Raw genomic sequence first — 23,996 nt, 5'->3', positions numbered from 1 at the left:
AAGGATGCCTCGGGCCTGCGCGGCGGGCGTGGGCAACGTCTCCCCGCTGCGGCGGATCCCACCGTGGGGCGGGTGCGTTGGCGAGGTGATGCAGCTCTATCTCGACTGTGACGGCTTGCTGGCGGATTTCGACGCAGGCGTGACTCGCCTGCTCGGCTGCCCGCCGCGCAAGTACCAGCCCGGTTGGTACGAAACGCGACATATCGCAGTGCTCGGACGGATCGTCGGCTTGCCACGCGCCGCATACTGCCCTCTGGTATCCTACATCTTCGAAGACTGGGCCAGGGACTGGACCACCAGCTCCTGACCCGGGCCAGCACGTCAATCAGCCGAACTCGTCCCGGATGACCGAGAGCACCATATCCCCGTTCCCCCTCTTCCTTGCCGGCGGTGGCCGGATGGGCGCGATGATGCGCTTCCACGACTGGAACGGTTCGCCGCTCGGGTGTCCCGACACGTGGCCGCCTTGCCTGCGCTCGACTGTGAGCCTTCTGCTGGGCTCGCGCTTCCCGATGTTCGTGGCCTTCGGGCCGGAGCTAGGCTTCCTCTACAACGACGCCTACGCCGAGATCCTGGGTGGCAAGCATCCAGCCGCCCTCGGACGCCGCTTCCACGACATCTGGGCCGAGATCTGGCCCGACATCTCCCCCCTCATTGAGAGGGCCCTCGCCGGCGAGCCGACATGGTCGGAGGACATGCCCCTGACCATGAACCGATGCGGCCACGACGAGCTGACATGGTTCACCTTCTCGTACTCGCCGGTCCGCGACGAAGAGGACAGGGTCGCCGGCATGTTCTGCGCCTGCACCGAGACGACCAGCCGGGTGCTGGCCGAGGCGGCCCTGCGTGCCAACGAGGCGCGTCTCGGATTTCTCGACTTGCTCGGGAAGGAAACCGCCAAAAGGACCAACGCCGACGAGATCCTTGCGACGACCACACGCATGGTCGCTGAGCATCTCGGCCTCTCCAATTGCGCCTACGCCGACATGGACGCCGACGAGGACGGGTTCACCATCAGGGGCGACTGGGCTGGTGCGGGTTCCCCCAGCATCGTCGGGCACTACAGCCTCGCCGACTTCGGGAAGCGGGCCGTCCACGACCTCGGTGCCGGCCAGCCACTGATCATCAACGACAATCTCGCGGAACTGGCGCCCGAGGAGGCCGCAACCTTTCAGGCCATCGGCATCGCGGCCACCATCTGCATGCCACTTGTCAAAGACGGGCGGCTGACCGCGCTGATGGCCATCCACGACCGCGTCCCGCGCACCTGGTCGGACTATGACCTCGCGCTGATCACCGAGGTGACGGAGCGCTCCTGGGCGCACATCGAACGTGTTCGGGCCATCGCGAAGCTGGAGGCGCTGAACGCGACGCTTGAGCAGCGCGTCGAGGAGCGGACCACCCAGCTTGTCGAAACAGAAGCGGTGTTACGACAGTCGCAAAAACTGGAGGCGGTGGGTCAGCTAACTGGAGGCGTGGCCCACGACTTCAACAACCTGCTCACCATCATCCGCTCGTCGGTGGACTTCCTGCGGCGCCCGGACTTGGCCGAGGAGCGCAGGTCCCGCTACCTCAACGCCGTGTCGGAGACTGTGGATCGCGCCTCAAAGCTGACGAGCCAGCTCCTAGCGTTCGCAAGGCGCCAGACCCTGAAACCCGAGACGCTCGACGTCGGCGCCCGCCTGGGCGTCGTCGGCGAGCTGCTGGACACGGTCACGGGTGTCCGCATTAGAGTGGTGACCGAGGTGCCCGAGCACCCCTGCTACGTCCGGGTGGACACCAGCCAGTTCGAGACCGCGCTCGTCAATATGGCGGTGAATGCGCGCGACGCTATGGACGGAGCGGGAACGCTGACGCTGCGCCTGCGTTGTGGCACTCCTTTGCCGCCCATCAGGGGCCATGCGAGCGCCCCTGGTCCCTTCGCTGCGGTCTCTCTCGCCGACACGGGATGTGGCATCCCGCCTGATCTCTTGAACCGTGTCTTCGAGCCCTTCTTCACCACGAAAGAGGTCGGCAAGGGAACCGGGCTTGGTCTCAGCCAGGTCTTCGGTTTCGCCAAGCAGTCAGGCGGGGATGTTGACGTGGTGAGTGAGCCGGGCCGGGGAACGACCTTCACGCTCTATCTTCCCGAGATTGAAGCGGATCGTGCTTTGCGGGAGGAGCCGGTCGATGCGGGGGTGGTCGAGCCCGGGGGCGCTGGCCAGCGGGTGATGGTAGTGGAGGACAATATCGAAGTCGGGCGCTTCGCCACCCAGATTCTGGAGGACCTCGGTTACGTCACAACCTGGGCGGCCAACGCCGAGGAAGCGTTAGATAAGCTGGGGGTCGACGGATCCGGCTTCGATGTTGTGTTCTCGGACGTGGTCATGCCCGGGATGGGCGGAATAGAGCTCGCCCGGCTCCTGAAACGACGGATGTCGCACCTGCCGGTGGTGCTGGCATCGGGATACAGCCACGTCCTGGCCCAGGAAGGCTCGCACGGCTTCGAGTTGCTGCAGAAGCCCTACTCGGCCGACCAGGTCTCGCGCATGCTTCGCAAGGTCGTTGGGCGCGGGCGCAACAGGGCTCGAGACGGGGAGGCTTGACGCTGCCGAACCGTCCTCTCAGCTCCAGTCGGGAGCGGCATGCAGATGGAGACGTGCAGTCCATCGGGCGCGAAGGCGACGCTTAGCTCGGCGCCCGTCTGCGTCGTCAGGACTTTGTTGAAAAGGGTGATAGCCGAAGCCTCGCGGGTGGGATGTTCAACCAGCAGCCCGTCATGCTCGGCCCAGTCGCAGCGCAAGCCGCAACCGGCTGGCCGGGCGTCGATCCACCACGTGACATCTATCCGGCCGTTCGGTTCGGCGAGCGCCCCATGTCGCAGGACATCGGTGATCAGTTCGTTCAGCGCCACGCGTGTCGCGTACGCATTGCAATGCCCCAGCACGCCATCACAGTCGAGGTAGAGCTGCATCACCTCAGCTCGAGCTCGCCGTCATATTCGCAAGCGCCGGTAGCCGTTCCGCCGGGATTAGGTCTGCTTGCTCACTCAGAGCGGACATTCAAAGCGGTAAGGGGGAAGGTCCGGAAGGGGTCACTGTCTGCCGGACTCTTTCGTCGTTCTTTGGACCCCTCCCCTGCCCGAGCAGGCATCCAGCCGCCGCACGCACGGCGATGACGATGTCGCAGCAGATCAGGAGCAGGCATCCTGCGCAGCTCTTCGAAGGCGTCGGCGGAAACGCCCACATGATGTCGGAGTCCACACTTCGGTTCGTTCAGCTTCGCGCCACATCCGGACTTTCGGCCAGACCGACGTGAATGACCGCATGCGTCCTAAGAGCGGCGGTCATGCAATTTTGGATTGATCGCGCGGCAGCTGCTTTGCAATCGCTGTGACGATGCGGAAAGCGGCTTCGCTCAGACCCCGCGCTGGCTGGTGATCCGAGATCAGGAAGTGATCTTCTGGATCTCGTATGTGAGGAATGCTAGATCCGGCGATCCCCTAGATCCCGGTGCATGAACGCAGCAATCGATGTTCCCGTCCCCTCGCAACGGCCTCGGAGAGGCGCTACCGCTCGCGACCACGGTCGTGCTCGGCGCCAAGCAAGCGGGACGGTTGGGTCTCCGGGTCAGGCGTCTGCCTGGAGCCCCGTAGCCGAGCGGCGGCGTCGCCAGGGCGCCATGCTGGCGAATACACCGTCCCGACGGATCAAAGCGTGGAGCAGCGCCGCGCCGAGATGGGCGAGGACGAGGCAAAACAGCGCATATGCCAGCACGCCGTGGAGCGCGCGCAGCCAGGCGTAGGCGAGCGGACTATGGGGCAGGATCGGCGGCAGCACGAACGGTCCGGCGAGGGTCACCGGATCGCGTGCCGCCGACAGCATCGCCCAGCCGAGAAGCGGCATTGCTAGCATGAGCCCGTAGAGGGCGACGTGCGAGGCATGCGCGGCCCGTTGCTGCCAGGCGGGGAGGTCCGCCGGCAGGGTCGGCGGCGGGTGACGCCAGCGGTTCGCCAGCCGCACGACGGCGAGGAGCAGGATGAGGAGGCCGAGCGGGCGGTGCACCGCGACCAGCACGTGGTAGTCGGCCAGCGAGGCCACCATCGCCACGCCGATCAGCAGCATGACCAGGATCAGCGCCGCCATGCTCCAGTGGAGCACGCGCGCGGGCAGGTTGAAGCGCGGAAGGTCGCTCACAGGTCGGCTCCTCGGGCGGGTGTCGCCGCAACGGCGCTCGGGCTCTTCTCCTCGCCGGCCCGGCGGGTGAAGGAGCGGGCATAGGCGGCCGAGCGGGCGCTCAGCAGGGGATCGTTGGACGGCGCGATGCCGTCCGGCAGAACGAGCGGATCGAAGTTGACGTCACGGCAATTGCCCGATGCCTCGGGCTCCGCGCCCGTGAGGGTGAGCGTGCCGAGATCGACGCTCTCGCGATCCGAGGGCCAGGGCAGGGTCGCGTCCGCGACCGGATCGTCCGGCCGGCCGAGGGTTGCAATAAGGTGCCAGCGCAAGGGCCGCTGCCGGAGTTGCGTGGCAAGATCGTCGAACAGGAAGTTTCTGTCCGTCCGCGCGGCCTGAGCGGTGGTCTCCGGCGCCGGCTCCTTATCCGGCACGACGGCCCAGCGTACCGGCGTCGCACGACCGTCGGCGGCCACGAACCGGAAGGCGTTCAGGCCCCAGTAGGTGCTGTCGGCAAAGCCCGAGGTGATCGTGCGCACCTTGATCAGGGCGGCGGCCTTCGCGCTTTCCGGATGCGCGGCGAAGAAGGCCGCCAAGCGCTCCGGATCGGGCTTGCCGGTTGCCGAATCGGGCCTGGCGGCGAGCAGCTGCTCGTAGAACGCCTCGGGCGTGCGCACCGGGAAGACCGGGATGTTGTTCATGCCCGTGCGCCACTCCTCGCCGTCCGGCAGCCGGAAGCGCAGGGCGAGGCTGCGCACCGTGGTCTCGGCATCCGCCGCGTAGGGCTGCCCGCCCGCCAGCGCGACCCGTCCCTCGACGGGCGTCACCCGCCCGGGCGCGAACAGGCTCGCCTTCGAGAGCCTGGCGCCGGTGCCGTCGGCGGCGAAGCTGCCCGACACGCACAGGCCCTTGGCGTGGTTGCGCCGGAAGCCGGGATGCGGCCCGTTCACCTGCTCGAAGCGGTCGACGAGGCGGGCGGGCGTCAGCACCCCCGGCGACAGCCAGCCGCCGGCATAGGCGAAGGTGCCCGCACTCGCGGCGAGCACCGCCCCGATGGCGGAAAGCCGCAGGCAGAGGGCGCGGGTGGTCGTGCCCGCAGGTGCCCCGGTCAGGTCGTGCAACAGGGTCATGGCGGCCTCAGGTGTTCGTCGCGGTCGTGCGGCGGATCTCGTTGGCGAGGGGGTGCAGGCCGGCCAGGTCGGCCGGGCCCACGAGGCTGTAGCCGAGCCCGTCCTTGGCCCAGGCGTAGCCGGTGGCCGAACCGGATCGGTGCTCGCGCATGGGCGCGTCGCCGGGTTCGGCCATGGAGCGCATCAGCATGACGAGGCGGGTGCCGCGGGAATCGTCGTACATCAGCAGGCCGGCGGGACCGTGGGGCGTCGCGACGAGACGCCCGCCCATCAGGCGATAGCCGGCCGCGCTCAGATCCGGCACCTCGACCGGGCGCGCGAGCCGGGCGGAGAACCAGCGGGCGATCTCGTCGCGGTCGCCGGCGGCGAGTTCAACCGGCCGGGACCGGTCCGGCGCATAGACGGCGAAGCTGGCACCCGCCTCCTGCGCAAGAGCATCAACCCCGGCCGGGACCGGCGCGAGCGCGCCGTGGAGAGCCCAGCCACCGAGACCGCCCAGGGTCAGGAGCATTGCCGCGGCCGTGGCCTGCCAGGCCGGCCTCCGCGGGCGTCGCCGCGCCTCGAGGATGTGCGCGAGATTGAGCCGGGCCGGGACCGGCTCGGCCAGCACGGGCGCGAACGCGGAACGCAGGTCCCGGCCGAGGATCCGCAGGCGCTCGACGCGGGCCCGCGCGTCGGGATTGCATGCGAGATACGCCTCGAACTCGGCACCGCGGGCAGGGTCGAGCCGGTCGTCGACGAGGGCCTGGAGGTCATCCTCATTGATCGGGCGCGCGGTCACTTCACCCTCCTGAGCAGCGGGCGCTTGGCGGGAACGGTAACGCCCTCGCCGTCCATGAGCCGGATCATCCGGTCGCGGGCGCGCGACAGGCGCGACATAACGGTGCCGGTCGGGATGGCGAGCACCTGCGCGGCCTCGGCGTAGGACAGCCCTTCCACAGTGACGAGCAGCAGCACGCTGCGCTGTTCGTCGGGCAAGGCGTCGAGCGCCGCCATCAGGTCGCGGTGACGCAAGGCCCCGTCCTGGCTCGGAGCAACCGCCAGGCTCGCTTCCGGCGCGTCCTCGACGGACATGTGCGCACCGCGCCGAGCGCGCCGGCGCATCTGGCTGACCGCGAGGTTGTGCAGGATTGCGGTGAGCCAGGTGCGGGTATCGCCGTCGGATCGACGCTGGTGCCACCGGCTCACCGCCCGCACCAGGCAGTCCTGGACGAGGTCGTCGGCGTCGGCGGGGTCGCGCAGGAGCGCTCGGGCGTAGCGGCGCAGGGCCGGGATCAGAGGCTCGACGAGCCGTATCATGTCGCTCACGGCCAGCCTCCCGACATCCGCGCATCTCCTGTCGTCACGGGGCGCCCTGCGCGAGGGCGGGGCAGTCCGACTCGGACAAAGACGCCGCCTCGTCCGGGATATTCCATCGGACCGCGGAATTTTTCGTGGTCCAGCCAAGGTCGTATCGGCGGGAGCGGACCGGCGATGGCCGCTTGTGCAGGCGTGAGCAATCGGCGACGTTGATCCGCTCTCTCGCGAAGGCCGTCGGCTACCCGGGGTTGTCCCGGCGAGGCGTCGTCTCGACGATCAGCAACCCGCGGCCCTTGCCTGATGCGCCATCGATCGTCGTGACGGTGCGCCATAACCGCTTGCTGCCGACCAGGAATGGCCGGTCGTGGTCGTTCACGTCGCCGACGAAGACGAAATCCTCGTTGGGGAGATAGCCGAGGATCGGCGAGAAGTGCCCGGCGCCCCGGCCGAACAACGGCCCGCGATGGAAATTGACGATCATGCGGCGGCCAGGGTCGTTGCTGCGCTTCATGGCCTCGCGGAAGGCGGGCAGCGAAAGATCGCGCACGACGTGGACCGGCCGTTCGAACCGCGTGCGGACCACGTCCGCCAGTTCGTCCAGCGTCAGGCCGTTCACGAGCACGCCGAACCAGGGCCGGAACGCCGTGCCGCGAAGCATGTCGGCCTACGCAACCTCAAGGCCGAGGGAGTGCAGCAGGTTTGCCACGCTCGCGGGACCGCAGAAGCTTGGGTTGCTCTGGTATTCGTACGAGAACCGCCGGTAGGTCGCCGCCACCGGGAAGGCCCAGTCCCGGGCGAGACGCGCGGGATCATGATACTCGGGGCGGGCCTCGATCGACGTGACGGACCGTCGGCGTTCCACGCCGGCAGGACCGGAGCGTCGGGGGCCGCGACGGCGAGCGCGGTCAGGAGCGCGACCGCGCCGAGGACGGCGAAGGGCCTGCGACCGCGTCGAAGCGGTTCGTCCACCATGCGCCCATCAGTCCGCTTCGTTCGGGGCCGCGCCCGTCCGTCCGGTCTCCAGCCGGAGGGCGAACAGGCGCCGGACGGTTCGGGCACCCCGCACCGGCTGAACCGCCGCGACCCGCGCCTCCCCGCGCGCGGCAGCCCGCATCACCGCCTCCGACACGAGGCAGTCGCAGGCCAGTGTGCGGGTCATCTGCTCGAGACGGCGGGCCACGTTGACGGTGTCGCCCACCGCGGTGAACTCGACGCGCCGTACCCCGATGGCGCCGACGAAGACCGGACCGCGGTGCAGCCCGATCCCGATCCGAACCGGCGGCAGGCCGGCCCGCTCGCGCTCGCAGCTCCAGTCCTGCATCGCCGCCGCGAGGGCGCGCGCCGCCTCGACGGCGCGGTCGGCATCCCCGGACACAGGCTCCGCCACGCCGAACACAGCCATCACCTCGTCGCCGACGAACTTGTCGACGAGGCCGCCCGCTGCCTCGACGGCCCGCGCGGTGCGGAGCCGGAACTCGGCGAGGAACGCGGCGACGTCGGCGGGGGCCAAATCTTCGCAGATGTGGGTGAATCCGCGGATATCGGCGAAGAGCACCGTCGCCTCCTGCTCCTACCCGGCATGCGGGGCGATGGAATCGGACTCGGCGAGCAGCCGGGCGACCTCCGGCGCGGTCAGGCGCGCGAGGTTGCCCCGGTGCCGGGCCGCCTCCTCTTTGGCGTGGCGCAGGTGCCGGACCCGCAGCGACAGCCAGGCCAGGGCGAGCCCCGCGAGACCGAGGGTGACAGACTCCGGCGCGGTCGCGGCCGCGAGACCGAGGAGCAGCGGCATCGGTGCCGCGGCGAGGAGCGCGCCGCGCCCCGCCCCCTCGGCGGCGGGAGGGCGACGAACGGGGCGGGCCTCCGGAAGGGACAGCGCCAGCATCAGCAGCCCGTGCAGACGCGGGCGATGATGCGCTGCGCCCGGACGTGCTCGCGCTCGACGGTGGGAGAACGCGCATCCCGATCCGTCCAGGACGTCAGGGGAAGCACGATCCCGGCGCGATTCGGAATGCCGGGCTGCGCGACGCGTGGAAGTGGCTGCGACTGCGCGGTGAACGGGGCTGCAGGCGACAGGAGAAGAGCTCCGGTCGCGGCGATCGCCGCGGTCTTCATCCGGGAAGAAATCATGATCTCGAGCTCCGGTTGACGGAGCACCAGAATGGGACGTCCGATCTTTCGCCAAGATGTCATCGGGCCGAAACTGGCTTACAGCGGAAATCTTACGGCGACTGCGGACATCGTGTGGAGCGCGCCGGGTCTCCTCGTTTCTATACGCGATCCGAATGCCACGGGTCCGGGTGCCTTTATCAGGGTGGACGGATCGGTCGCCGGTTCCGCGGCTCTCTTCGGTAGCGTCCGGCGTCGCCGGGCCCGGCGCTTCCGTCAGGCGGCGCTGCGCGCGCGACCGCCAGGGCGGGACGGAACCTGCATCACTAGGCCCGTCGAGCCCACGCCCGCCCCCTGTCATGACGGTCAGAACGGCGGGCTCGTCGGCGAGAGCCGGGCCGACGAGCTATCTGAGACTGTGTTCCGCGTCCCTCCCCCGCGTGACACGCGTCAAGGTGCGAAGGTCGCTCCGCGCCCCGGACGAGTCATCGCTCTGCGATCAGGCCTGCGCCTGGCCGCCATCGACGAAGAACTCGACGCCGTTGACGAAGCTGGCCTCGTTCGAAGCGAGGAAGAGAACCGCCTTCGCGATTTCCTCCGGCTCACCGACACGCCCGAGCGGAATGCGCGAACCCAGGTAATCGAGAAGGCCCTGCTGCTTCTCGATGTCATCACCGGCAAGGCCAACGAGACCCGGCGTGCGCGTCGCGCCAGGGCTGACGACGTTGACGCGGATGCCGCGCTCTTTCAGATCGAGGATCCAACTGCGGGCAAAGTTGCGCACCGCCGCCTTGCTGGCGGAGTAGACGCTGAAGGCTGGCGTGCCTTCGATGCCGGCGGTCGAGCCAGTCAGAACCACAGCGCCGCCATCCTTCAGGAGCGGCAGGGCTTTCTGAACGGTGAAGAGCGTGCCCTTCACGTTGGTGTCGAAGGTCCGATCGAACTGGTCCTCGGTGATGGCGCCGAGCGGCGCGAAATCGCCGCCGCCCGCATTGGCGAAGACGACATCGATCTGCGCGTGCCTCTGCCGAATCGCGTCGTAGAGGCGGTCGATGTCCGCGAGGTTCGCCATATCGCCGCGCACGCCGGTGATCCGGCCGCCGATCCGCTTCACTGCCGCGTCGAGCGCGTCCTGCCGACGGCCGGTGATGAACACCGAAGCGCCCTCCTGCGAGAAGGCCTTAGCGGCGGCAAGACCGATGCCGCTCGTGGCGCCGGTCACCACCACCACTTTGTCCTGAAATCTGCTGGTCATCGTCGATCTCCGTCGTTCGGCCGTGTGGGCCGCTGCCGGGAGAGATGCAGCCGGAACGATGATGCGAGTAGACGGCGATAATGGCACACAGCGTTCCAGATGAGGAACGATGATGCGCCAGGATCTCAACGACTACGTCACCTTCGCCGAGGTCGTCGCCCATGGCAGCTTCGCCGCCGCAGGTCGCGCGCTGCGCGAACCGAAATCGAAGCTCAGCCGCCGGGTCGCTGCGTTGGAGTCCCGCCTCGGGGTACGCCTCATCGAGCGCTCCAGCCGGCGCTTCCGCGTCACCGAGATCGGGCAGACCTTCTACGAGCGCTGCCGCGCGATGATGCTGGAGGCCGAGCGGGCGGAAGCCCTCGTCGCGGAAGCTCAGGCAGAGCCGCACGGTCGCATCCGCATGAGCTGTCCGCCGAACCTGGTGAAGGTGGTATCGGCGATCGTGCACGAATTCCTCATCCGCTACCCGAGGGTCCGGCTTCAGCTCGTGGTGACGGATCGAGCCGTCGATCTCATCGAGGAACGCATCGATGTTGCCCTGCGCGTCCGCCGCGAGTTGACGACCGACGCCTCCCTCACCATGCGCTCGCTCGGACACTCGCGCTGGATCCTCGTCGCCAACCCGCAGACAGCGAATGAGCTCGGTGCCGAGATCGGGGATCTCACCGCCGTTGCAACGCTCGGCACGAGCGACGACGCGGGTGAGGTCACCTGGACCCTCGAGCGAGAGGACGGGGCGACGCATGTGCTGCGCCACGAGCCGCGAATGACCTGCGCTGATTACTCCGCTCTCTGCGATGCGGCTGCAGCCGGGCTGGGCGTCGCTTTCTTGCCGGATCACGCTTGCGCCGCCCACATGGCCTCCGGCAGCCTCGTCCGCGTCTTCCAGGAGTGGCGGAGCAGGGACGGCATCGTCCATCTCGTCTTCACCACCCGCCGCGGCTTGCCGCCGGCGGTGCGCGCCTTCATCGATCACATGGCGCGGGAGTTTCCCGAGCTGTGAGTGGTAGCGATCCCGCGGGAGTGATCGTCCGGAACTCGTATCACCCTGTCCGTGAGATGCTCATCACGAAACGCGCGCCCAGGCATCGGTGCCAGGCTCTTCGTCGTCCTCGCTTCGCTCGCCGTTCCAGGAGGAGGCGCCGAACTATCGTCCTCGGCCCGGCCATGCAGATGGAGACCGCGATAACCGGTGCGTCCCGGCGGATGTGCGTAAAAGCCAATGTTGCAGCTGTAACCCGATCGCGGGCGGTTGAAACGCTGCCGTAGCCTCGGGGGCGTAGATCCCGGAACGAGGCCGAAACGGTCGTCGATCGCCGGGCGCATGGCAGCGCGTCGCGTACGGCTGACCATCGCCTGCTCTGTCATTGCGACGGGTACCGCATGAAGATCCTCTTTACCGCCACCCCGGCCGCCGGCCATCTGAATCCATTGCTCGCGATCGCGCGCATGGCCCTCGCTCGCGGCGACGAGGCGCTGGTTGCCACGGCCACGTACCTCCGGGGGGCCGTCGAGGCATCCGGCGCCCGCTTCCTGCCCCTCGACCCCGGCGCGGACATCGACTTCACCCGGATCGAGGAGGTGCTGCCCGAGCGCGCCAGCCTGCCCCCGGGGCCGGAGCAGCTCCGCTACAACTTCGAGCGGATCTTCCTCGACCCGATGCGGCCGCAGGCGGAGACGCTGCGCAGGATCGTCTCAACGGATCGTCCGGACATCATCGTCATCGACGACCTGTTCTTTGGCGCGACGGCCTTGTTCCTGGACAGTAAGACGCCCCGGCCGCCGATTGTCGCTTGCAGCATCACCATCATGGTGGCGGACAGGCCGGACGGTGCTCCGACCATGATCGGGCTGCCGCCGGCACCCGACGAGGTCACGCGGACGACGTACGCCGCCATGGCGAGGGAAGCCGACAAGGTCTTTGGTGCGCCGGTCCGCGCCTACGCGGACGCCCAGCTGGCCGCGATGGGCCTGCCGCCCCTGCCGTGCGGGGTACTGCACTCGCGCCACCTCATGGCCGACGCAGTCCTGCAGACGACCGTGCCGGCCTTCGAGTATGATTTCGGACGCCTGCCCGACCACGTCCGGTTCGTCGGTGCCCTGCCCCCTCCGCCGTCGCGAGAGGCCGCGCTGCCGGATTGGTGGGAGCAGCTCGACGGGTCCAAGCGGGTCGTGCTCGTGACCCAAGGCACGGTCGCGAACGCGGATTTCGGCGAGCTTGTCGAGCCGACCCTCGCCGCGCTCGCCCAGCGCGACGACCTGCTGGTGCTCGTCACCACTGGCGGCCGGCCGGCCGAGACCGTGCGCGGACCGATCCCGACGAACGCCCGGCTCGCCGAGTTTCTCGATTTCGCGGCTCTCCTGCCGCGGATCGACGTGCTGGTCACGAACGGCGGCTACGGGACGATACAGCTCGCCCTCCGTGCCGGCGTTCCGATCGTGGCGGCGGGGCGCACCGAGGACAAGGCCGAGGTCGGCGCGCGGGTGTCGTGGTCCGGCGTCGGCATCGAGATCCCCACGCACCGGCCCGAACCCCCTGCCCTGCGCTCGGCGGTCAATCGGATCCTGTCAGAACCGTCCTACGGTGAGCGCGCGCGCGCGATAGCGGCGGACATGGCAGCCATCGACACGCCGGCCGAGATCCTGGGCATTCTGGACGCCCTAGTCACCAAGACCCGCGCGACCTGAACGAGATTGCGCTGGAATGCATCGTAGGACGTGTCCCGGCGGGCCGGCCGATCGACGAACAGACCTCACCATCAGATAGAAGTCGGTCGCCTGCTCGACCGTGCTGGAAGCGGAGACACGGCAGGTCGCGAGTCACCCACGCAGGAATGGAGGCGTGCGTATCGGAGCCCGTCCGATCAGCGTCATCCAACTTATACTTGAGCACATCGAATTTATCCCATCCTTTCCCCTCATCCTGAGGTGACCGGCGATCGAAGATCGCTGGGCCTCGAAGGAGGGCTCCAGGGGCCGCGCCACTTCTGGAGCCCTCCTTCGATGCTTCCTGCGGTCGCCCCTCAGGATGAGGGGAGAGGGTGGGATAGATCCGACTTGCCCGAATCTTAGGTGGAACACCCCGCTCGAGCGGGCTCTTGAAAATTCTTTCGGAACGCGGCCGTGGTGAAACGGGATTGGCACCATTCCGGCAGGCTTGTGGAATGTGAACCGCCACCCCGGACCCTCCTGCCGACCCGACGCCCCCGGAAGCGACGGGCGCCCGTCCGCCGCCTTGGATATATCAGACGGCGGGTTGCCTCCGACTGCCAGAAGCACCCGGCACTCCGCTCGTTGCTGATGCTCTGGTACCCTCTCGAAGACTTGGCGGAGCGGGACGTCCCGCTCCCATCGGAGGGCCCGGGAGGACCGGGTCACGTCGAAGCTGCCCGCGACGTGGGGATGATCGTCCCGCGAGGGTACAACACCAAGTTTTCACAAAAAAATAACGAACGTAGCTGCATCTACCGCAAGAATTCAACGATGGGCAGTAGCCTGATGATTTCAATCGTGAACAACGTAGACCTTTGTGCGGAGGTGATTGAGCGTGATGCCTGGCTCGACTTGTTCTCCGCCGCCCCGGATCAAGCGCGTAGCGATCTTGGCCTTTCCCACGAGACGATCGCCGGCATGGGACTGCTGGGCTGCCGTGCGATCCCGATCACCGAGTTGAACCGAGCGCTGGCGGTCGGCATCGAGCGTGAGCCGTTGATCGACGATCTCGATGCCGCAACCTCGTGGCTCGACGACCATGCGGCGTCTTGGGCGCTGCAGATCGCACCGGGTGCCCGGACGCCGATCCTGCAGGATCATCTTGCGCGCTCGTCTCTCGCAGAAGCCGGAATGGGCTGGGCGAAATTCGTCGCGACGGACGCACCGCGCCGTCGCGATCCGCTGGTCGAGCCCGTGCCGGTCGAGGTCGTGGATGACGAAGGCGCGGACGCGTTCGGCCGGGCGGTGGTGGAGGGCTTCGGTCTCCCGGCAGCGTGCGGAGCGTGGTTCGCTGCGCTCGTCGGCCGCCCGTCCTGGCGATGCTTCGCCGCCATCGTGGACGGCGAGGTCGCCGGCTGCGGGAGCATGTTCGTCCGCAACGGGGCGGCTTGGCTGGGGGTCGAGGCGACCCGACCGACCTTTCGGGGGCGCGGCGCGCAGCGCAGCGTCGTCGCGGCACAGGTGAGCGCCGCCGCGGCGATGGGTGCGACCGTCCTCACCTGCGAAACCTCGCAACCTGCCGATCACGCGGACGAGGGCGCCACATCGTACCGCAACCAGGAACGGGCCGGCTTCCTTCGGCGCTACACGCGCCCGAACTTCAAGCGGTCGGCTTGATCCACCCGCCGGCCCATCGATAGGGCGCGACGGGTCTTCGATCTCGCGCGTCCTCGCCGGCGCAGGATGTTCCCGACGCGCCGGACCACGTCGTCGCCGTGCCGCCTCCACCCGCCTCACCCGGATGCGAGCAGGCGAAAGGCCGGGGATCGGCTCGGCCGCGTGGCGAACGAGCCGACCGGCAGCACCGGCCCGCCATCGTCGAGGACGAGGTCGTTGTCCCGCAGCAACCGCGCCAGGACCAGAACCGCCTCCGACGTGGCGAGCTGCGCCCCGATGCAGACGCGCGGGCCCGCGCCGAACGGCAGGAAGCTGTAGCGATCCGTCTTCGCGGGGCTTAGGAACCGCCCGGGGTCGAAGCGCTTGGGCGAGGCCCACAGGCGCGGGTCGGTGTGCAGCAGGGTGAACGGCATCAGCACGATCGCGCCGCGCCGGATCGGCACGCCGCACAAGTCGTGGTCGGCCACCGCCTGGCGTGCCGTCATGTAGGCCGGCGGGTAGAGCCGCAGCGCCTCGTCCACCACGGCGCGCGTGACCGGCAGGGCGCCTACGGCCGACCCGGCCCCGCCCGGGGACAGGTCCACCCGCCGCGCCTCCTGCCGGATGGCGCTGCGCCAGGCGGGCGAGTTGGCGAGCAGGTAGCAGGCCTAGAACAGCGTTAGGCCCGTCGTCTCGTGTCCGGCGAAGATCATCGTCGACACCTCGTCAGCCAGGAGGTCCTCCTCCCGCCCTTCGTAAGCCTCCGACAGGAGGTCGAAGAGGTCGCGCGGTGCCTCCGGGGAACGAGACGCCCGGCGCTGAGCGATGATCGCCAGGATGAGCGCCCGCCAGCGCCGGCGGAAGCGCGAGCGGCGGAAGGTGGTGGGCGTCGGCATCCAGCGCGGCAGGATGAAGTCGCTGGCCCGCGGCCGCCCAATTCCACCCGCATAGGACAGGAGCAGCCCGCGCAGCTGCGGTCCGAACGTGTCGGTCTCCAGGGAGAAAATGCTCGTGCAGGCGACGGCGAGGCTGAGGTCCTGCATCACCGTGAGGAGGTCCACGGGCTCCCCGCGGGACGCCTCGAGCGGACCGAGCGCCGCCTCGGTGCAGGCGGCCATGTGCGGGGCCAGCAGGGATACGGTGCGGGGTGTGAAGGCCGGGGCCAGTATCCGGCGCTGGTGGCGCCAGGCCTGCCCCTCGCTGGCGGCGACGCCGCGCCCGATGAGGGGTCCGAAGATGCGGTCGCCGGCCGCGATGCGCCGGTAGAGGTCCGGGCGCGTCGCCAGCACGTCGCGCATCGCCTGCGGCCCGGCGGCGACGACGACGTCGCGGCCGGGCATGGGCAGCACGAGGACCGGCTGCTCCCGGCACCGGGGCGGGAAGGCCGAGTAGGCGTTGCGGCGCAGGCCAGCCAGGACGCCGAGGGCGCCGACGCGGTCCGGGGCGGGAGGCGGCATGGGCGGGATGAAGGGGGCGTCGGTCGCCGCCATGATGGGATCCATCGGGTGTCCTCGTCGAGGGCGATGCCGGCCGTGCGGGGCTCGCCGCGTCACTGAAGATCCGCCGGCGCTCCACGGAGGGTGCGAAGCGGCGGCCATGGGTCGAGGCTCCTCGTCGAGGCTCCTTGATGACGCACTACTGCGCCGCTTCCCGATCCTCGGCGGCCTCGCGCCGACGCGATGCGCGCCGCGTCTCCGGCCCCAGGTGGCGCCGCAGCGTGAGAGCGAGCGCGTTCGAACGCCAGGGTCGGTGCGTCACGTCGGCGATAGGGACCGCCGAGAGAACCTCCGGCCTTACCGTATCCGCGGCCGAGAGCGAGAGCACGATGGGACGGTCCACGATACGGGCGGCGCGGCGAGCGAAAGCCAGGCCCAGCGAATCCGACGGCCGGCTCTCGACGATCAGCAGGTCGAAGCGCTCCGGCTCCGTGCGCAGGGCGGTCAGCGCCGCGTTCGGGTCCGTGTAGCCGATGGGCTCGTAGCCCAGGGCCGCGAGGGTCTCCTCGTCCTCCTGGACCGCGGCGCGCGCGCCGCCGACGATCATCACGGTGCCGCCGGCGGCCGAGGCTTCGGGCTCGGCCGCCGGGCGCGCGGGCAACCACACCTCGAAGGCGCTGCCGACGCCCGGTCCGCTGCGAACGTCGAAAGCGCCTCCGTGCTCCTGGACGAACTCGAAGGCGGTGGCGAGCCCGAGGCCGGTCCCGGCCGGACGGGTGGTGAAGAACGGCTCGAAGATTCGCGCGAGCGTCGCCTCGTCCATCCCGCGGCCCGTGTCGGATACGCGGATCCGGGCGTACTCGCCGGGTGGCAGCTCTCCGTGCGAAAGGGTCCGCCGATCCGGCAGCGAGACGCGCGCGAGCCCCACATCGACGGGCGCGCCGGGGTCGGAGGCCTGCACGGCGTTGCGGATCAGGTTGTGGATGACTTGCTGCAGCTGCGCCGGCTCGCCGCCGACGATCGCGCCTTCGGCCGTTCCCGTCATGCGGATGGCGGTCGGGTCGGCGGTCGAGGTGCGGATCTGGGCGACCGTCTCGGAGACGATGGCATCGACCGCGCTCGTGCCCCGCGTCGCGCAGCCCCGTCGCCCGTAGTCGAGAATCTGTCCCGCGATCTCGTGGGCCCGGCCGCCCGCCTGAACCAGCAGCCCGATATGCTCGGCCGCCCGTTCCAGATTGACCGGCAAGGCGTCCGCGGCGATCTCGGCGTGGCCGAGCATGACGTTGAGCACGTTGTTGATGTTGTGCGCTACACCGCTGGCGAAGATCCCGATCGCCTCGAGCCGCTGCGCGCGCCGCAAGGCCGCTTCGGTCTCTCGACGCTCCGCCCAGACGTGCTGGCGCTCCAAGGCCGCGCTGAAGCTCTCGGCCACGACGTGCAGGAGCCCCCGCGAGTGCCGCATCCAGGGTGGCAGAGCGCCGGTGGTGCGCTCGAAGCACAGCACGCCGACGATCCTTCCTCCCCGCCGCAGGCGCGCGCAGGTGAACGTGACCACCCCGCGCTCCGCCATGGATTGGAGCAGTGCCGGAGGTCCGATTCCGTCCGCGGTCTCGACGAAGATGTAGTCCTCCGCCGCCGCGACGATATCGGGCACGAGAGCGCGTTGTGAAACGGGCCACCCGCGGGGGGCCGGCAGCCCCGACCGGGTCCAGAGATGCACCGCGTCGGTGCCGTCGAGCATCAGGATGTAGCAGCAGTCGGTGGATGCTCCCGTGCCCACCATGGCCATGACGTCGACGATGCGCGATGCGATCTCGTCGGGCTGACTGGCCGAGAAGTGGTTGGCCGCCTGGGCCACGACGGACTGGAAGGCGATCGTTCGGCGCAGAATGAGCGTCCCCGCCCGCATCAGCAGGCCCACGCGCACCACGAGGGCCACCAAGCACAGAGCCGCCGCGTAGAGCGCGAGGCGGAACCCGTCCGCGCGGGCCTGCCGGCGGTCCCGAAGGGCCCGGTGGGCCTCCAAAAGGGCCTGCCGCTCCGCCTCGCTCGAGGAGGCCGGGAGGGAACGGGTGACGATGTCGACCTGCGGCAGCAGTTCCAGGAGCTGGCGCCCGTGCAGGACGATGGCGGCGATGTCGTCCCCCCGGTCCCCGGATCGAGCGCTCTCGGCCAGGGCGTCGAGCCGGGTGCGGACGTCGTCGAGGAGACCGGGGCTGGCGTTCCGGGCGAGTTCCGAGACGCGGATCTGCAGGGCGGCGACCGCGCGGGCGAGGTCGGGATCAGTGTTCGGCTCGGACAGACGATTGCTGAGGGAGTCGAAATAGGCGATCGAATTCTGCACGAGCGCGTTGCCGGTCTTGAAGCGCTCGACCATTCCCGCCTCGCGGGTGACCGCCTCGGCCAAGGCGCGCACCTCGCCGTCGTCCGGTCCGTTCGCCGCACGCAATCCGGTCAGGGCCGCCTCCATCTCCCGGAGGTGGGTGACGATTGGATCGTAGTTGCGCAGGAGCCCGGTCCGCGCCCGGAGCACGTCGTGCTGCATCCGGGATTCGGCGAGAGCGATGGCGTCCACGGTGCGCTGGGTCTGCACGTAGGCGGCATCCATCTCGCCCTTGCCGTTAATCATCAGCCAGGTGAGCAGGGCCGCCAGCGATACGCCGAGCACGGCCGCCTGCGCGGTCAGCCTCATGGCCGCGCCGGGGCATCGGGCGCGGTCGGCGCCGTGAGGGGCCGACCCTGGTAGGTGCCGGTGAGCGTGCCGAGGAACGCTACGATCGAGGCCGTCTGCGCGACCGTCAGGTCCCGGCCGAGCTGCACCCGTCCCATGAGCCGCACCGCCTCGGGGAGAGTCGCGACGCTGCCGTCATCGAAATAGGGTGCCGTGACCGCGACGTTGCGCAGGCTCGGCACCCGCAGGACCTCCGCGGCCCTGCCGGGGAGCGTGACGAAGATCCCGACCTTCTCGAACAGGTTGCCGCCGACGTTGGCGCCCTGGTGGCAGGCCGCGCAGCCGATTCCCCGGAACAGGTCATAGCCCACTCGCTCCGCCGCGCTGATCGCGTCGGCGTCGCCGCGCAGCCAGCGGTCGAAGCGGCTGTCGGGAGTGAGCAGGCTGAGCTCGAAGCTGTTGATCGCGTCGATCACCGCCTCCCGATCGGCGTCCCGGCCGTAGGCCGCCCGGAACGGTTCCGCGAGCGCCGGATCGGCGCGGATCACCGCGAGGATGCCGGGCCAGGATCCGCCCAGAAATTCCGGCCGCGTCAGGGCGAGCTCGGCTTGATCGGCCAATGTCGGGATGTCGCCCGCCCAGCCCAGGCGGAAGCTCAAGCCCGCGTTGAAGGCGGTCGGCGTGTTGCGCGGCACCGGCGTGCCGTCGGTGGCGAGATCCCGGGGGACCGCGCTCGCACCGTTGCTGCGGATGTCGTGGCAGGTGATGCAGGCCCGGTCGCCCCCGCGAGACAGCCGGGTGTCGGTGAACAGCATCCGGCCGAGGCCGGCCCGCTCCGGATCTGCGCCGAGGCTGCGCGGGACCGGGCTGATGACATCCAGCGTCTCCGCGGCCTCGGCGGGCACGAGGCCGCGGAGCGAGCTTTCCTCGGCGGCCGGGGGCAGGATGACGAGGGCGCTGCCGATGAGGGCTGCGGCGAGGGGCCGGGTCGGGCGCGCAGAGGCCACGGCTACAGTTTCTCGACGGGCACGGCGAAGACGTAGCCGACGCCGCGCTCGGTCACGATTAGACGCGGCGCGCTCGGGTCCGCCTCCAGCTTGCGGCGCAGCCGCAGGATCTGGACGTCGATGCTGCGGTCGAACACATCCTCGTGGACGCGCGTGGCTTGCAGGAGCTGCTCGCGGCTCAGCGGGCGCTGGGGAGCGTCGAGGAAAGCCACCAGGAGCGCGTACTCGCCCTTGCTTAGGGCGACATCCGCGCCTGAGGGATCGGTCAGGCGCCGTCGGCGCCGGTCGAGCACCCAGCCGTCGAAGCGGCTGCGATGGGAATCCTGGACCCGCCCCGGGACGGACGCGACCTCCGCCCGCCGCAGGACGACGCGCACCCGCGCCAGCAGCTCACGCAGCCCGTAGGGTTTGACAATGTAGTCGTCGGCTCCAAGTTCGAGGCCGATCACCCGGTCGACCTCATCCCGGCGATGGCCGGTGGTGATGATTACGGGCAGGTCGCTCCTGGCGCGCAGGTCGCGCAGCAGGTCGAGGCCGTTCTCCGATCCGAGGCGCAGATCGAGCACCACAAGGTCGAACGTGCCCTCCGCGAGCCGCCTCTCCGCCTCCGCCCGGTTGATCGCCGGGGTGACGTCGACGTCGTATTCGGCGAAGTGGTCCGACACGATGCGCTGCATGCCCGCATCGTCCTCGATGAGCAGGATATGCGTCGTGCCGGCCCGCGTGCTTCGACCCTGACCCCGACCCAGACTGGGTTCGATCATCACCAACTCCCATCCGCAGTGCCTGCCGCAACAGCACGATCTCGATGAACCGGCTCGGGACGCGGGAGAGCGGTCGAGCCGGGGGCGTCATCGCCCCGGAAGCCTTCGCCGTCCGTTGCCGTCTCCCCCGGCAAGCCGATGACGTGTCCGGCGGTCGGGCCTTGCAGGGGTCAATGGCTATCACGCCGCCTAGGTGAGTGCACCATCCATATCGCGCGGGGCGGCACAGCAACAGCATTCTCGCAAGACATGGCTCCCCTGAGCACTCTGAAATCACGTCTGTTACGGTTGCAACACGAGCGGTCGCCGCGTGACATGGCAGAGTAACTGGGCGCGACAACAGTCATAACTTCACATCAGGAAGTCTGATATGACTGAGAATGCAATTGTCGAGCAGAGACAACCCCGGTGGCGCCGACTGCTTCTGTCGGGACCGAAATGCCCCGGGCTCGTGCTCGCGCGTGCAGGACGGCTCGGCAGCCGACGGCGGACGCCGGCCGGTGCGACCTCACCGTCGGACGTGGCAGGCCGGCCGCCACCGTACGGCCTCGGACGCTGGCTGCTCGACGCAGTGGTGATCGGCTTCGCCCGGTCCGCCTGCCTCCACACCGTTCACGCCGACTACGCCGACTTCCTGCGGGGTCTGGACGGACGACATCCGCTCTGAGCCTCGTCCCCGCGGCCATTCATCCGGCTCGCCTCTCCTGCAAGCCGGCAAGGCGCAGTCTTGGCCGGGCGCATTCTTGGCCGGGCGCATTCTCGGCCGCTCGGTTCCATCCATCCCCGCCCGTCCGACCCCGGGCAGACCCCATTTTACAATCGTAACGATCAATCGAACTTCCGACATCGATGTGTAGCTCGGGCCTTCGAGAGTGCTCGCGGATCACACACGCGAGGGTTTGCAGATGGCCGAGACCGCAGAGCAGACGCAGCAGGACGGTCTGCTCGAGCCTCCCGAGGCCGTTCCGACGCTGACGGTAGCGGAACTAGAGGCCGATCCGCACGGAGTGTTCCGCGCCTGGCGCTCCCGGCTGCCCTTCGTCGGTCATGAGATCGCGGGCTTCGTCGTGCTCCGCGCCCGCGACGTCGACCTGTTGATGCGGGATCCCCGCGCCCAGGCGACGGAGACGCTGCACCCGCGGACGCGCGGAATCCTGGAAGGCACGTTGTTTGACATCTTCGCGCACGGGATGCTGACCGCCAACGGCCCGGTCCATCGCCGGCGCCGCTCACCCTTCACCCGCACTTTCGCGGCGCGCATGATCGAAGGTCTGCGCCCCGGCATCCGCGCGGCCGCAGAGGGCCTCGTCCGGGACTGGCTGCCGGACGGCGAGGTCGATCTCGTCGCGCGTTACGCCGCCCTGATCCCGGCGCGGATCATCGCCGGCATCCTGGGCCTGCCGCAGGACGACGTCCCGCGCTTCACTCGCCTCGCCTACGAGGTCTCGCGCGTGCTGAGCTTCACCTTCGGGCCGGAGGACATTCCGGATCTCGAGGCGGCGGCCGTCGCGCTGCAGGATTACGTGCTAGGAATCCTCGAGGTGCGCCGGGCCGCGCCCACGGACGACTTCCTGTCGCGCTTCCTGGCGGAGGCCGAGGCGACGGGCGAACTCAACCCGCAGGAGGTGGTGATCCAACTCGTGCAGATGATCATCGGCGGCACCGACACGACCCGGGTCGCCGGCGCCATGCAGGTGGCGCTGCTGCTGCAGCATCCCGAGCAATGGGCGGCGGTGCGCGGCGATCCCGGCCTGATTCCGGCTGCGGTGGCGGAATCCCTCCGCTACGAACCGAGCGTCGGCTCCGCCGCGCGGGTCGCACGCGAGGATATCGTCCTCGACGGGCACGTCGTGCCGGCCGGGAGCCTGCTGATGCTCTCGACGCTGTCAGCGCTGCGGGACGAGGCGGCTTACGCGCGGCCCGATGCGTTCGATATCCGGCGCGCCGACCTCCCGCGCCTGCATCCGATCTTCGGCGGCGGCGCGCACCGGTGCATCGGCGAGGCCCTGGCCCGGGTCGAGCTGGAGGAGGGTCTCGGCGCCCTGACGCGCCTTGCCCCGCGATTGCGCCTCGCGGGCGCGATGCCCGTCATCCGGGGCCACGCCGGCATCCGCCGCATCGATGCGCTCCGGGTCGCCGCCTGACGCGGGCTCTGGCCTTGCCGAGGGGCTTCGCTTCACCGCGTCGCCTCCGGTGCGGCCATCGGCTGGTCGCGCACTCGCGCTTCGCCTGGACGTCGAGGCCGTTTCAGCCGGGCGCAGGTGGGCGCCCGCAGGGGCGCGGATCGTGGCCTTGGGACCCGTGCGCGGCGCGGGCCGTCCTGCGCCCGTCGAACACGAAGCGGCCAGGTGCAATCCCATTCTCAACGGAGAACGTGTGGCATGGGAGCCGAACAGATGCAGCGAGGCCGGGGCTGGACGCGCCCTTGGCAGGCTTTATTCGGAGCAATCGTGTTCGCGGCCGGACTTGCCGGCGCCGCGATTTTTCATGCTCATCTTCTCAGGCCTAACGCCTATGCGTCCGTCGTATCGATCGAGGCGCAGCCTGATTTTCACGACTCCGCGCTTCTGGCCCGCGCCTGGGCCTTGCCGGTCGCCGCCGCCTACCGGCGCCGTCCTTACGAATACCAGAGAAACCCGAGCTTCTGCGGCCCTGCCAGTGTGGCGAACCTGCTTCGCTCCCTCGGCGTCGATTTCTCGCAAGCCGACGTGCTCCGAGGGACGCCGTTCCAGCCCTGGTTCGGCATTCTCGTGAACGGCCTAACGCTGGATGAGATGGCAGACTTGATCCGCGTGCGGCTCGATCGTCGGGTCAGCGTCGTACGTGATCTTTCGCTTCCCGCGTTCCGCGAGGCGATGGTCAGCGGCAACGATCCCAGTAAGCGGCTGATCGTCAACTTCCACAGGGGGCCGCTATTTGGCCGGGGGGCCGGGCACTTCTCCCCAGTCCTCGGCTACCTGCCGGACGACGACCTCGTCTTCGTCGGCGACGTGAACGGCGACTACCGGCCCTTCCTCGTCCATAGCGAACGCTTGTGGCGTGCCGTTACGACGCTCGACAGCACGTCCGGAAACGCGCGAGGATTGCTGGTTATCGAGGCCGCCTCGTCTGAGCAGCGGGAGCGAGCCAATTAGAGCATTTTCCGACCAAGTGGCCGCCGGTTGGGCGAAGAATGGTCAGACCCTAGCGGAGTGGTCCGCCCTGAAGTATGGCTCTGAGCCGAACTTGACGTCCCCCCATGGCTTTGGTCCAGCCTGAGTGCGAGTTTTCCGGTTTTGTGGAGCTGACCCCGTTTGTGGTCCACGACCTACGCAAGTTCTCGGGCTGTGACAGCTTGATTGGCGAAGGCTCGGGGCGTCAAGCCGCCCAGGCCCGTATGAGGTCGGTCATCGTTGTAGTGGCACCTCCAGTCCTCGATGCGCTCACGGGCATCAGCCAGCGACAGGAACCACGAAGCGTTCAGGCATTCCGCCCGTAGGCGGCCGTTGAACGACTCGATATGGGCGTTGTCTGTCGGCTTGCCCGGTCGTGAGAAGTCGATCTCGACCCCGTTCAGGTAGGCCCACTGGTCGAGCATGCGCCCGGCGAACTCCGGTCCATTATCCACCCGCAGGCTCTTGGGTCGACCTCGCAGCCGGACCAAGGCGTCCAGAGCCTCGGTCACCTGGAAGGCGCGGAAGTTGGCTCTCGGTGTGAGCGAGAGCGCCTCTCGCGTGTGGCAATCGACGACCGTCAGGATCCGGAACGGACGACCATCGAAGAGGCGGTCGGACATGAAGTCCATGGCCCAGACCTCGTTGGGTCCACCGATTGTCCGTCGTCAGATGATTTGAGACAGGCTGCGGGCCTCAGGAACGGAGGCACTG

At 69.1% G+C, this 23,996-nt stretch carries 20 protein-coding genes and 2 pseudogenes; 7 read left to right on the top strand and 15 right to left on the bottom strand.

Annotated elements, in window-relative coordinates; genetic code table 11:
• Positions 1-88: 88 nt before the first annotated feature.
• Together MFF64_RS24320 and MFF64_RS24315 are read left to right on the top strand one after the other, a co-directional pair.
• Positions 89-307, top strand: coding sequence for a hypothetical protein (locus tag MFF64_RS24320; RefSeq protein WP_133123565.1), 219 nt, complete (start codon positions 89-91; stop codon positions 305-307).
• A gap of 37 nt (positions 308-344) precedes the next feature.
• The gene (locus MFF64_RS24315; RefSeq protein ID WP_238192644.1) at positions 345-2,585 is read left to right on the top strand and encodes an ATP-binding protein; all 2,241 of its coding nucleotides are present in this window, start codon (positions 345-347) and stop codon (positions 2,583-2,585) included.
• Here the strand turns inward: MFF64_RS24315 and MFF64_RS24310 are convergent.
• From MFF64_RS24310 to MFF64_RS24265, 10 genes are all read right to left on the bottom strand, one after another.
• Positions 2,504-2,953 carry a hypothetical protein gene (locus MFF64_RS24310; RefSeq protein WP_133123566.1) on the bottom strand — a complete coding sequence of 150 codons (450 nt, stop codon included), beginning with the start codon at positions 2,951-2,953 and terminating at the stop codon, positions 2,504-2,506. The two genes, MFF64_RS24315 and MFF64_RS24310, sit on opposite strands and share 82 nt — an antisense overlap.
• A gap of 655 nt (positions 2,954-3,608) precedes the next feature.
• On the bottom strand, positions 3,609-4,175 hold the full coding sequence (locus MFF64_RS24305; RefSeq protein ID WP_238192643.1) for a cytochrome b: 567 nt from the start codon (positions 4,173-4,175) through the stop codon (positions 3,609-3,611).
• Entirely contained in the window at positions 4,172-5,284 is a 1,113-nt protein-coding gene (locus MFF64_RS24300) for a catalase family peroxidase (RefSeq protein WP_238192642.1), read from the bottom strand. Before MFF64_RS24300 ends, MFF64_RS24305 begins: the two co-directional genes overlap by 4 nt.
• A gap of 7 nt (positions 5,285-5,291) precedes the next feature.
• Positions 5,292-6,065 (bottom strand): anti-sigma factor family protein, encoded by a 774-nt coding sequence (locus tag MFF64_RS24295; protein WP_238192641.1) that lies wholly within the window; start codon positions 6,063-6,065, stop codon positions 5,292-5,294.
• The gene (locus MFF64_RS24290) at positions 6,062-6,592 is read right to left on the bottom strand and encodes a sigma-70 family RNA polymerase sigma factor (protein WP_099900530.1); all 531 of its coding nucleotides are present in this window, start codon (positions 6,590-6,592) and stop codon (positions 6,062-6,064) included. The genes MFF64_RS24295 and MFF64_RS24290 overlap by 4 nt, the downstream gene beginning before the upstream one ends.
• 229 nt (positions 6,593-6,821) lie before the next feature.
• Entirely contained in the window at positions 6,822-7,241 is a 420-nt protein-coding gene (locus MFF64_RS24285; protein ID WP_238192640.1) for a phytochelatin synthase family protein, read from the bottom strand.
• 321 nt (positions 7,242-7,562) lie between these two features.
• Positions 7,563-8,138 carry an adenylate/guanylate cyclase domain-containing protein gene (locus MFF64_RS24280; RefSeq protein ID WP_238192639.1) on the bottom strand — a complete coding sequence of 192 codons (576 nt, stop codon included), beginning with the start codon at positions 8,136-8,138 and terminating at the stop codon, positions 7,563-7,565.
• Between the two features lie 15 nt (positions 8,139-8,153).
• A complete protein-coding gene (locus tag MFF64_RS24275) occupies positions 8,154-8,465 on the bottom strand; it encodes a hypothetical protein (protein WP_238192638.1) in 312 nt (103 codons plus the stop codon).
• Complete coding sequence (locus tag MFF64_RS24270) at positions 8,465-8,737, bottom strand: hypothetical protein (RefSeq protein ID WP_238192637.1); 273 nt, start codon at positions 8,735-8,737, stop codon at positions 8,465-8,467. The genes MFF64_RS24275 and MFF64_RS24270 overlap by 1 nt, the downstream gene beginning before the upstream one ends.
• Before the next feature lie 451 nt (positions 8,738-9,188).
• A complete protein-coding gene (locus MFF64_RS24265) occupies positions 9,189-9,944 on the bottom strand; it encodes an SDR family NAD(P)-dependent oxidoreductase (RefSeq protein ID WP_238192636.1) in 756 nt (251 codons plus the stop codon).
• 109 nt (positions 9,945-10,053) lie between these two features.
• Here MFF64_RS24265 and MFF64_RS24260 point away from each other — a divergent pair, with 109 nt between their 5' ends.
• From MFF64_RS24260 to MFF64_RS24250, 3 genes are all read left to right on the top strand, one after another.
• On the top strand, positions 10,054-10,947 hold the full coding sequence (locus tag MFF64_RS24260; RefSeq protein WP_238192635.1) for a LysR substrate-binding domain-containing protein: 894 nt from the start codon (positions 10,054-10,056) through the stop codon (positions 10,945-10,947).
• Between the two features lie 380 nt (positions 10,948-11,327).
• Entirely contained in the window at positions 11,328-12,632 is a 1,305-nt protein-coding gene (locus MFF64_RS24255; RefSeq protein ID WP_238192634.1) for a glycosyltransferase, read from the top strand.
• A gap of 714 nt (positions 12,633-13,346) precedes the next feature.
• Entirely contained in the window at positions 13,347-14,273 is a 927-nt protein-coding gene (locus MFF64_RS24250; protein WP_238192633.1) for a GNAT family N-acetyltransferase, read from the top strand.
• 116 nt (positions 14,274-14,389) lie between these two features.
• Here the strand turns inward: MFF64_RS24250 and MFF64_RS24245 are convergent.
• The 4 genes and pseudogenes from MFF64_RS24245 to MFF64_RS24230 form a co-directional block, all read right to left on the bottom strand.
• A pseudogene (locus MFF64_RS24245) lies at positions 14,390-15,709 on the bottom strand (cytochrome P450).
• Between the two features lie 178 nt (positions 15,710-15,887).
• Positions 15,888-18,380 (bottom strand): two-component system VirA-like sensor kinase, encoded by a 2,493-nt coding sequence (locus tag MFF64_RS24240; RefSeq protein WP_238192632.1) that lies wholly within the window; start codon positions 18,378-18,380, stop codon positions 15,888-15,890.
• Positions 18,377-19,366 (bottom strand): cytochrome-c peroxidase, encoded by a 990-nt coding sequence (locus tag MFF64_RS24235; RefSeq protein ID WP_238192631.1) that lies wholly within the window; start codon positions 19,364-19,366, stop codon positions 18,377-18,379. The genes MFF64_RS24240 and MFF64_RS24235 overlap by 4 nt, the downstream gene beginning before the upstream one ends.
• Before the next feature lie 2 nt (positions 19,367-19,368).
• Entirely contained in the window at positions 19,369-20,130 is a 762-nt protein-coding gene (locus MFF64_RS24230) for a response regulator (RefSeq protein ID WP_238192630.1), read from the bottom strand.
• Positions 20,131-21,035: 905 nt separating this feature from the next.
• On the opposite strand from MFF64_RS24230, the gene MFF64_RS24225 reads away from it, so the two are divergent.
• Positions 21,036-22,274 (top strand): cytochrome P450, encoded by a 1,239-nt coding sequence (locus MFF64_RS24225; RefSeq protein ID WP_238192629.1) that lies wholly within the window; start codon positions 21,036-21,038, stop codon positions 22,272-22,274.
• 237 nt (positions 22,275-22,511) lie between these two features.
• Entirely contained in the window at positions 22,512-23,264 is a 753-nt protein-coding gene (locus MFF64_RS24220; protein WP_238192628.1) for a phytochelatin synthase family protein, read from the top strand.
• Positions 23,265-23,437: 173 nt separating this feature from the next.
• Here MFF64_RS24220 and MFF64_RS24215 read toward each other — a convergent pair.
• Positions 23,438-23,950 (bottom strand): annotated as a pseudogene (locus MFF64_RS24215) (integrase core domain-containing protein); the annotation flags it as partial.
• Between the last annotated feature and the right edge of the window lie 46 nt (positions 23,951-23,996).

Origin of the sequence: Methylobacterium frigidaeris (assembly GCF_022179185.1) — a bacterium.
Lineage (GTDB): Bacteria > Pseudomonadota > Alphaproteobacteria > Rhizobiales > Beijerinckiaceae > Methylobacterium > Methylobacterium frigidaeris.
The sequence above is the reverse complement of the archived record's forward strand: the minus strand, read 5'-3'. Positions and strand labels throughout refer to the sequence as shown.

Coding starts and splice junctions, on each gene's coding strand:
- MFF64_RS24320 (WP_133123565.1), top strand. CDS start 89: ATGCAGCTCTATCTCGACTGTGACGGCTTGCTGGCGGATTTCGACGCA.
- MFF64_RS24315 (WP_238192644.1), top strand. CDS start 345: ATGACCGAGAGCACCATATCCCCGTTCCCCCTCTTCCTTGCCGGCGGT.
- MFF64_RS24310 (WP_133123566.1), bottom strand. CDS start 2,953: ATGCAGCTCTACCTCGACTGTGATGGCGTGCTGGGGCATTGCAATGCG.
- MFF64_RS24300 (WP_238192642.1), bottom strand. CDS start 5,284: ATGACCCTGTTGCACGACCTGACCGGGGCACCTGCGGGCACGACCACC.
- MFF64_RS24285 (WP_238192640.1), bottom strand. CDS start 7,241: ATGCTTCGCGGCACGGCGTTCCGGCCCTGGTTCGGCGTGCTCGTGAAC.
- MFF64_RS24275 (WP_238192638.1), bottom strand. CDS start 8,465: ATGCTGGCGCTGTCCCTTCCGGAGGCCCGCCCCGTTCGTCGCCCTCCC.
- MFF64_RS24265 (WP_238192636.1), bottom strand. CDS start 9,944: ATGACCAGCAGATTTCAGGACAAAGTGGTGGTGGTGACCGGCGCCACG.
- MFF64_RS24260 (WP_238192635.1), top strand. CDS start 10,054: ATGATGCGCCAGGATCTCAACGACTACGTCACCTTCGCCGAGGTCGTC.
- MFF64_RS24255 (WP_238192634.1), top strand. CDS start 11,328: ATGAAGATCCTCTTTACCGCCACCCCGGCCGCCGGCCATCTGAATCCA.
- MFF64_RS24250 (WP_238192633.1), top strand. CDS start 13,347: ATGATCGTCCCGCGAGGGTACAACACCAAGTTTTCACAAAAAAATAAC.
- MFF64_RS24240 (WP_238192632.1), bottom strand. CDS start 18,380: ATGAGGCTGACCGCGCAGGCGGCCGTGCTCGGCGTATCGCTGGCGGCC.
- MFF64_RS24230 (WP_238192630.1), bottom strand. CDS start 20,130: ATGATCGAACCCAGTCTGGGTCGGGGTCAGGGTCGAAGCACGCGGGCC.
- MFF64_RS24225 (WP_238192629.1), top strand. CDS start 21,036: ATGGCCGAGACCGCAGAGCAGACGCAGCAGGACGGTCTGCTCGAGCCT.
- MFF64_RS24220 (WP_238192628.1), top strand. CDS start 22,512: ATGGGAGCCGAACAGATGCAGCGAGGCCGGGGCTGGACGCGCCCTTGG.